The organism is uncultured Enterovirga sp., from assembly GCF_964242715.1.
Taxonomy (GTDB): Bacteria; Pseudomonadota; Alphaproteobacteria; order Rhizobiales; family Beijerinckiaceae; genus Enterovirga.
The window spans coordinates 20,687-27,476 of record NZ_CAXTAZ010000061.1 but is presented as its reverse complement, the minus strand read 5'-3'; the positions used below and the strand labels follow the sequence as shown (position 1 = coordinate 27,476).

Annotated in this window: 8 protein-coding genes; 6 read left to right on the top strand and 2 right to left on the bottom strand. The window is 69.3% G+C overall.

Annotated elements, in window-relative coordinates; translation table 11 throughout:
- The 3 genes from ACFE87_RS21815 to ACFE87_RS21805 form a co-directional block, all read left to right on the top strand.
- Positions 1 to 652: zinc-binding dehydrogenase (locus ACFE87_RS21815; RefSeq protein ID WP_375461769.1), on the top strand; the 652-nt coding region annotated here is incomplete at its 5' end.
- A 318-nt stretch (positions 653 to 970) separates the two neighbouring features.
- On the top strand, positions 971 to 2,176 hold the full coding sequence (locus tag ACFE87_RS21810; protein WP_375461770.1) for an alpha-hydroxy acid oxidase: 1,206 nt from the start codon (positions 971 to 973) through the stop codon (positions 2,174 to 2,176).
- Between the two features lie 112 nt (positions 2,177 to 2,288).
- Entirely contained in the window at positions 2,289 to 2,705 is a 417-nt protein-coding gene (locus tag ACFE87_RS21805; RefSeq protein WP_375461768.1) for an FKBP-type peptidyl-prolyl cis-trans isomerase, read from the top strand.
- Between the two features lie 69 nt (positions 2,706 to 2,774).
- Here the strand turns inward: ACFE87_RS21805 and ACFE87_RS21800 are convergent, their stop codons facing one another.
- Together ACFE87_RS21800 and ACFE87_RS21795 are read right to left on the bottom strand one after the other, a co-directional pair.
- The gene (locus tag ACFE87_RS21800) at positions 2,775 to 3,458 is read right to left on the bottom strand and encodes a glutathione S-transferase family protein (RefSeq protein WP_375461767.1); all 684 of its coding nucleotides are present in this window, start codon (positions 3,456 to 3,458) and stop codon (positions 2,775 to 2,777) included.
- Positions 3,459 to 3,526: 68 nt separating this feature from the next.
- Positions 3,527 to 3,790, bottom strand: a complete 264-nt coding sequence (locus tag ACFE87_RS21795) for an accessory factor UbiK family protein (protein WP_375461766.1) — start codon at positions 3,788 to 3,790, stop codon at positions 3,527 to 3,529.
- Positions 3,791 to 3,935: 145 nt separating this feature from the next.
- Here ACFE87_RS21795 and lgt point away from each other — a divergent pair, with 145 nt between their 5' ends.
- The 3 genes from lgt to pgeF are packed head-to-tail and all read left to right on the top strand — an operon-like array spanning position 3,936 to position 6,716.
- Positions 3,936 to 4,805, top strand: coding sequence for a prolipoprotein diacylglyceryl transferase (lgt, locus tag ACFE87_RS21790; RefSeq protein WP_375461765.1), 870 nt, complete (start codon positions 3,936 to 3,938; stop codon positions 4,803 to 4,805).
- Complete coding sequence (locus ACFE87_RS21785; protein ID WP_375461764.1) at positions 4,802 to 5,938, top strand: class I SAM-dependent methyltransferase; 1,137 nt, start codon at positions 4,802 to 4,804, stop codon at positions 5,936 to 5,938. The genes lgt and ACFE87_RS21785 overlap by 4 nt, the downstream gene beginning before the upstream one ends.
- Before the next feature lie 7 nt (positions 5,939 to 5,945).
- Positions 5,946 to 6,716, top strand: a complete 771-nt coding sequence (pgeF, locus tag ACFE87_RS21780; RefSeq protein ID WP_375461763.1) for a peptidoglycan editing factor PgeF — start codon at positions 5,946 to 5,948, stop codon at positions 6,714 to 6,716.
- Positions 6,717 to 6,790 lie beyond the last annotated feature (74 nt).

Genomic DNA, 6,790 nt, shown 5'->3' with positions numbered 1-6,790 from the left:
GGTCCGCGAGGACGCGCCCTTCGACAAGATCTGCTACATCGGCTGCGGCGTGACGACGGGGATCGGCGCCGTCATCAACACCGCCAAGGTCTGGCCGGGCGCCAATGTCGCGGTGTTCGGGCTCGGCGGCATCGGCCTGAACGTCCTCCAGGGCGCCCGGATGGTCGGAGCCGACAAGATCATCGGCATCGACCTGAACGACGACAAGCGCCCCATGGCCGAGCGCTTCGGGATGACCCACTTCATCAACCCGAGCGACGTCGGGCGGGACAAGGTCGTGCAGGCCATCGTCGACCTGACCGGCGGCGGCGCCGATTTCTCCTTCGACGCCACGGGCAATGTCGAGGTGATGCGCCAGGCCCTCGAATGCTGCCATCGCGGCTGGGGCGAGTCGATCGTCATCGGGGTCGCCGAAGCCGGCCGCGAGATCGCGACCCGCCCGTTCCAGCTCGTCACCGGCCGCGTCTGGAAGGGCACCGCCTTCGGGGGCGCCCGGGGCCGGACGGACGTTCCCAAGATCGTCGACTGGTACATGGAGGGCAAGATCAATATCGACGACCTGATCACCCACACCATGCCGCTCGACGACATCAATCACGGCTTCGACCTGATGCACGAAGGCAAGTCGATCCGGAGCGTGGTGGTCTACTGACCCGCTTGCGCCCGGTTTGAGGCCGCTCGACCGTCATTCCGGGGCTCGCCAAAAGCGAGCGCCCGGAACCCATAAACGCTGGCGCTCGCAGGCACATCCACGCCGCCGGACCTTCAAACCGGCGTGTCTATGGGGTCCGGGCTCGCCGTCGGCGCCCCCGAATGACGGCGAGTAGGCAGACGGGCATTCCCCCACGCCATTCTGGTGTATGAGGCGTGATCGCGCCGAGGAAAATTCGGCGGGACGTGACAGGGAGAGACGATGTCCTCGAGCAGCGCGGGTGACCTCGGCGGACGTGCGACCTCGGCCGGCGGCGTCATGGCGGCCCCGGCCCAGGGTGTCGCCCAGAGAGGCGCGACGCCGCGCCTCCCGCGGCGACTGCAATCCGTGCTGGCCCTCCAGGATTTCGACCTTGCCGGGCGGCGCCATCTTCCCCGCGCCGTGTACGGGTTCATCGCGGGTGCGGCGGAGACGGATTCGGCCATGCGGCACAGCCGCGAGGCCTTCACGGATTATGCCTTCCTGCCGCGCGTCCTCGCCGACGTGTCCGGCCGGAGCCAGGCCACGACCCTGTTCGGGCGCCGCTACGCTGCCCCTTTCGGCGTCGCCCCGATGGGCGCCTCGGCCCTCGCGGCCTACCGGGGCGACCTCGTCCTCGCCCAGGGAGCCAGTGCCGCGAACCTGCCGATGATCGTGAGCGGCGCGTCCCTGATTCGGCTCGAGGAGATCCGGGAGGTGGGCGCGCATTGGTATCAGGCCTACCAGCCGGGCGAGCCCGACCGGATCGAGGCGCTCGTCGACCGCGTCGCGGCCGCCGGCTACGAGACCTTCGTCCTGACGGTCGACCTCCCCGTGCCGGGCAACCGCGAGAACAACGTCCGGAGCGGCTATTCCATGCCGCTGAAGCCGACGCCGCGCCTCGTCTGGGACGCGATTTGGCATCCCGAATGGCTGTTCGGCACATGGCTGAAGACGATGCGGCTCCACGGCATGCCGCATTTCGAGAATATGGACGCGACGCGCGGCCCGCCGATCCTGTCGAAGAACCTCGTCCGGAATATCGGCCGGCGCGACCAGCTCAGCTGGGAACACGTGGCGCTCATCCGGCGGCGGTGGAAGGGCAACCTCGTCCTCAAGGGTATCCTGTCCCCGGCCGATGCCCGCTTGGCCCGCGAGCATGGCGTCGACGGGATCATCGTGTCGAACCATGGCGGCCGCCAGCTCGACTACGCCGTCTCGCCGCTCCGCGTCCTGTCGGAGATCGCGGCCGATGCAGGCCCGATGACCGTGATGCTCGACGGCGGCATCCGGCGCGGGACGGACGTCCTCAAGGCGCTGGCGCTCGGCGCGAAATTCGTCTTCCTCGGCCGGCCCTTCCTGTTCGCGGCCGCGATCGGCGGCGAGGCCGGCGTGCGGCACGCGATCGGAATCCTGTCCGAGGAGATTGACCGAAACCTCGCGCTCCTCGGCCTGCGGGACATCTCCGGGGTCGGTCCGGACCACCTCGTCCGCCAGCCCGTCTGACGAGGAGTCTGGCGGGTCAACGGCCGCGCCGGATCGCGGGGCCCGGGACGGCACCTCGCAAGGCCAGGGAGCTCTGTGCTAGGAGCGACCCCCCAACACGGATTCGACTCGCATGCGCCGCCTTCTCTCCCTCGGAGCCGCCCTGATCGCCATGAGCACCATCGCCACAGCCGCCGAAACCATCACCTCAGGCTCGGGACTGAAATATACCGACGAGGTTGTCGGCAAGGGCCCGGCCGCGACGCCGGGCCAGACGGTCACGGTGCATTACACCGGCTGGCTCGACCAGGGCGGCAAGAAGGGGCCGAAATTCGACTCCTCGCGCGACCGTGGCCAGCCCTTTAGCTTCAAGCTCGGCGCCGGCCAGGTTATCCAGGGCTGGGACGAGGGCGTCGCCAACATGAAGGCGGGCGGCAAGCGCACCCTGATCATCCCGGGCAATCTCGGCTACGGGCAGCGCGGCGCGGGCGCCTCCATCCCGCCGAACGCCACGCTCATCTTCGACGTCGAGCTGATCAGCTCGCGCTGAGCGGGTCGCACGCTGACGGCCGGACCGGGTCTCGCCCGATCCGGCCGCGCGTCGGCTGCCGAAGGCCTGTCAGGCGGCCTTCAGATGCTTGAACATGTGGGCGCGCGCCTCGTCGTCCATCACGGGCTTGAACGCGGGCCCGAATTTTGCCCGCATCGCCTCCACCCGAGCCGCCGCGGGCCGGGCCGAGATCTCGTCCTGCAGGCGCTTCAGGTTCGGGAACCTGTCCCATGCGCCCTCCCCTAGGATGAACGGCACCATCCGGGCCCAGCCCCAGACGGCCATGTCGACGATCGAATAGGCATCCCCGACAAGGTAGCCGCGGCCCGCGAGGCGCTCGTCGAGCACCCGGAAATGCCGCTCCGCCTCGAACTGGTATCGCTCATCCGCATAGGGCAGGCGCTCGGGCGCGAAATGCCGGAAATGCACGGCTTGGCCGCAGAACGGACCGAGCCCCGTCGCCACGAACATGAGCCAAGACAGAAGCTCTCCCCGGTAGCGCGGGTCGGACGGGATGAACTGGCCCGTCTTCTCGGCGAGGTAGAGCAGGATCGCGTTCGAATCGAACACGACGATGCCGTCGTCGACGATCGCGGGCGTCTTGCCGTTCGGATTGATCGCCAGATAGTCGGGCGAGAATTGCTCGCCCCGGCGCGTATCGACCGGGACCGGATCGTAGGAAAGGCCCGCCTCTTCGAGTAACAGGGCCACCTTCATCGGGTTCGGCGAGAGATTGAAGTGGAATGTCAGCATGGACCGCTCCTCCGAGCGGGCCGTCATGGTTCCGAACGGCCGCGCTGGCAAGCGCCGCCCGGAGGTCCTTAGACGACCGGTGTCGACGCGCTGGTCGGAGCCGCTTCGAGCCGCGAGACCCGCGCGGTCAGGCGCTCGTTCTCCTCGCGAAGGGCGACGACCATGTCGCGGAGCACCTCGACCTCTTCGCGCGTCGCGACGTCCATGTCCCGGATCAGCCGTTCCAGTTGGCCCTTCATCACCCCTTCCACCTCCCGCCGCGCGCCCTGCGCGACGCCGGTCGCGTCGGTCACGAGTCGGGCAAAATCGTCGAGGATGCGTCGCGTGGCCATCGGATGCTCATTCGGTCGCCAGGGTGGGACCGCATGACATGTAGGCGAGGCGGGGGTGCGGCGCCACGCCAGGTCGGACCAGGAGCGCCGGGCTTGACGCGTGCCGCCCTGCCGCCGACACCGCTGCCGTCATCCTGGGCCCGCCATGCCGCTTCTCGTCCTCCCCTTCCCGCATATCGATCCGATCGCGATCGAGTTCGGACCCTTCGCCATCCGCTGGTATGCGCTGGCCTACGTGGCCGGCATCGTGCTCGGCTGGTGGTATTCGCGCCGGCTCGTCGCGGATGCCGCGCTCTGGGGCGGCCGCCCACGCCCGACGACCGCCGACATGGACGACCTGATCGTCTGGGTGGCGCTCGGCATCGTGCTGGGCGGCCGCGTCGGCTACGTGCTGTTCTACAATTTCGACAGCTACATCGAGAACCCGGCCGAGATCCTGACGATCTGGCGCGGCGGCATGTCCTTCCACGGCGGCCTGCTCGGGGTGACGCTCGCCCTCGTGATCTTCGCCCGCGCCCGCAAGCTGAGCTTCCTGTCGCTCCTCGACGTTGCGGCCGTCGTGACCCCGATCGGCCTGTTCACCGGGCGCGTGGCGAATTTCGTCAATGGCGAGCTTTGGGGCCGGCCCGCGCCGGATGTTCCCTGGAGCGTCGTCTTTCCGCGTGCCGGCGACGTCCCCCGTCATCCGAGCCAGCTCTACGAAGCGTTCGGCGAGGGCATCCTGCTCTTCATCGTGATGGCCTTGGCAGCCCGGCTGATCGGGTTTCAGCGGCCCGGCATCGTCTCCGGCATCTTCGCGATCGGCTATGGTACGGCCCGCATCGTGTGCGAGGTGTTCCGCGAACCCGACGAACAGCTCGGCTTCCTGTTCGGATCGGCGCTGGGGCCGCTCGGCGGCGGGATCACCATGGGCCAGATCCTGTCGCTCCCCCTCGTCGTCGGCGGGATCCTCCTGGTCTGGGCCGCCTCTCAGCGTTTCTGGAGCCGGACGCAAACGCGAGACGCCGCCGCTTGACGGCGCTCCTCTCCGAACTCCGCGCCATCATCGCCGAGGAAGGCCCGCTTCCGCTCTCCCGCTACATGGCGATGGCGCTCGGCCACCCGGCCCATGGCTATTACATGACGCGCGACCCGCTCGGCGCGGCTGGCGATTTCACCACGTCGCCCGAGATCAGCCAGATGTTCGGCGAGCTCCTGGGACTTTGGGCCGGAGCGGTCTGGGACGGGATGGGTCGGCCGGACCGCATCGCGCTCGTCGAACTCGGGCCCGGCCGCGGGACGCTGATGGCCGACGCTCTCCGGGCCGTCCGGATCGTGCCCGGCCTGGAATCCGCTCTGTCCGTCCATCTCGTCGAGACGAGCCCCCCACTTCGTGAGCGGCAGCGCCTGATGCTTGCCGAGGCTGGCCCTCCCGTGACCTGGCACGAGACCCTGGCGGATGTCCCGGCTGGACCCTCCATCGTGCTCGGCAACGAATTCCTGGACGCCCTGCCGGTCGGCCAGTGGGTGTGGCGCGAGACCGGGTGGCACGAGCGGCTGGTCGGGCTTGGGCCCGATGGCAGCCTCGCCTACGGCCTCGCGCCGGACCCGGAGCCCGGGCTTTCGGGGCTGCCGGGCGAGCCGGGCGACATCCGCGAGATCGGGGTCGCGGCCGCTGTCGCGGTCCGGAGCGTCGCCGAGAGACTGGTCACCGATGGCGGCGCGGCTCTCCTCATCGATTACGGCTCCACCGATCCGGGACCCGGTCCGACGCTGCAGGCCGTGCGGCGGCACCGCCATGTCGATCCCTTGGCGGAGCCGGGCGAGGCGGACATCACGGCCCATGTCGATTTCGGCGCGGTCGCTCGAGCCGCATCGGGCGCGGGCGCCCGGGTGCATGGACCGGTGCCGCAGGGCGCCTTTCTCTCGGCGCTCGGCATTGCGGACCGTGCGGAGCGGCTGGCCGCCCGCGCCGACGCGGCCAGCAGGGCCGCGATCGATGTCGCGATCGCCCGGCTGGCCGGCACGCAGGAGGGCGCGATGGGAGAGTTGTTCAAGGTCATCGGCCTCTCGGCCCCGAGTCTCGCCGGGCTTCCGGCTCTGCCGGATTCCGCACCGGCTGGCGAAATCGGCGCGGGCGGGGCAGACTTGCCCGGCCCCCGCCGATGAGATCCGCATGCTGATCGAGGCCCCCGAACTCTCCTTCTTCCCGCATATCCGGCACGCCTTCTTCACCCGGGAGGGCGGTGAATCGGGCGGCATCTATGCGAGCCTCAACGGCGGCCTGGGCTCCTCCGATCATCCTGGCCGCGTGAAGCGGAACCGCCAGCGCATGGCCGACCGGCTCGGCGTGACGAAGGCGCATCTCCTCAGCCTGCATCAGATCCACTCCGCGGTCGCCGCGCGGGTCGAGACGCCCTGGCCGAACGAGGACAGGCCGCGGGCCGACGCCATGGTGACGGCGGAGCCCGGAATCGCGCTCGCGATCGCGACGGCCGATTGCGGGCCGGTCCTTTTCGCCGATCGCCATGCCGGCATCGTCGGCGCCGCGCATGCGGGCTGGAGGGGCGCGCTCGGGGGCGTGCTCGACGCGACCGTCGACCTGATGGAGGAATTGGGGGCGACCCGGTCCGACATCGTCGCCGTTCTCGGCCCGACCATCGGCCGCGACGCCTATGAGGTCGGCCCCGAATTTCGTGAGCGCTTTCTGGACGACGACGGCATGAATGCCCGCCATTTCCGTCCGGGGCGCCGCGAGGGCCACACCCTGTTCGATCTGCCGGCCTATATCGGCCAGCGGTTGGAAGCGACCGGGATCGGCGAGTTTGCGAGTACCGATCTCTGCACCTATTCGGACGAAAATCGCTTCTTCAGCTACCGTCGCGCCACCCACAGGGGAGAGCCCGATTACGGGCGCCTGATCTCGGCGATCATGCTCGCGAACTGACGGTTCGCGCCGCGGTCTACGGCCGCGAAACCTAGCCTTCACACTTTGTTGCTTCGGACCATGCAACCGGAAGC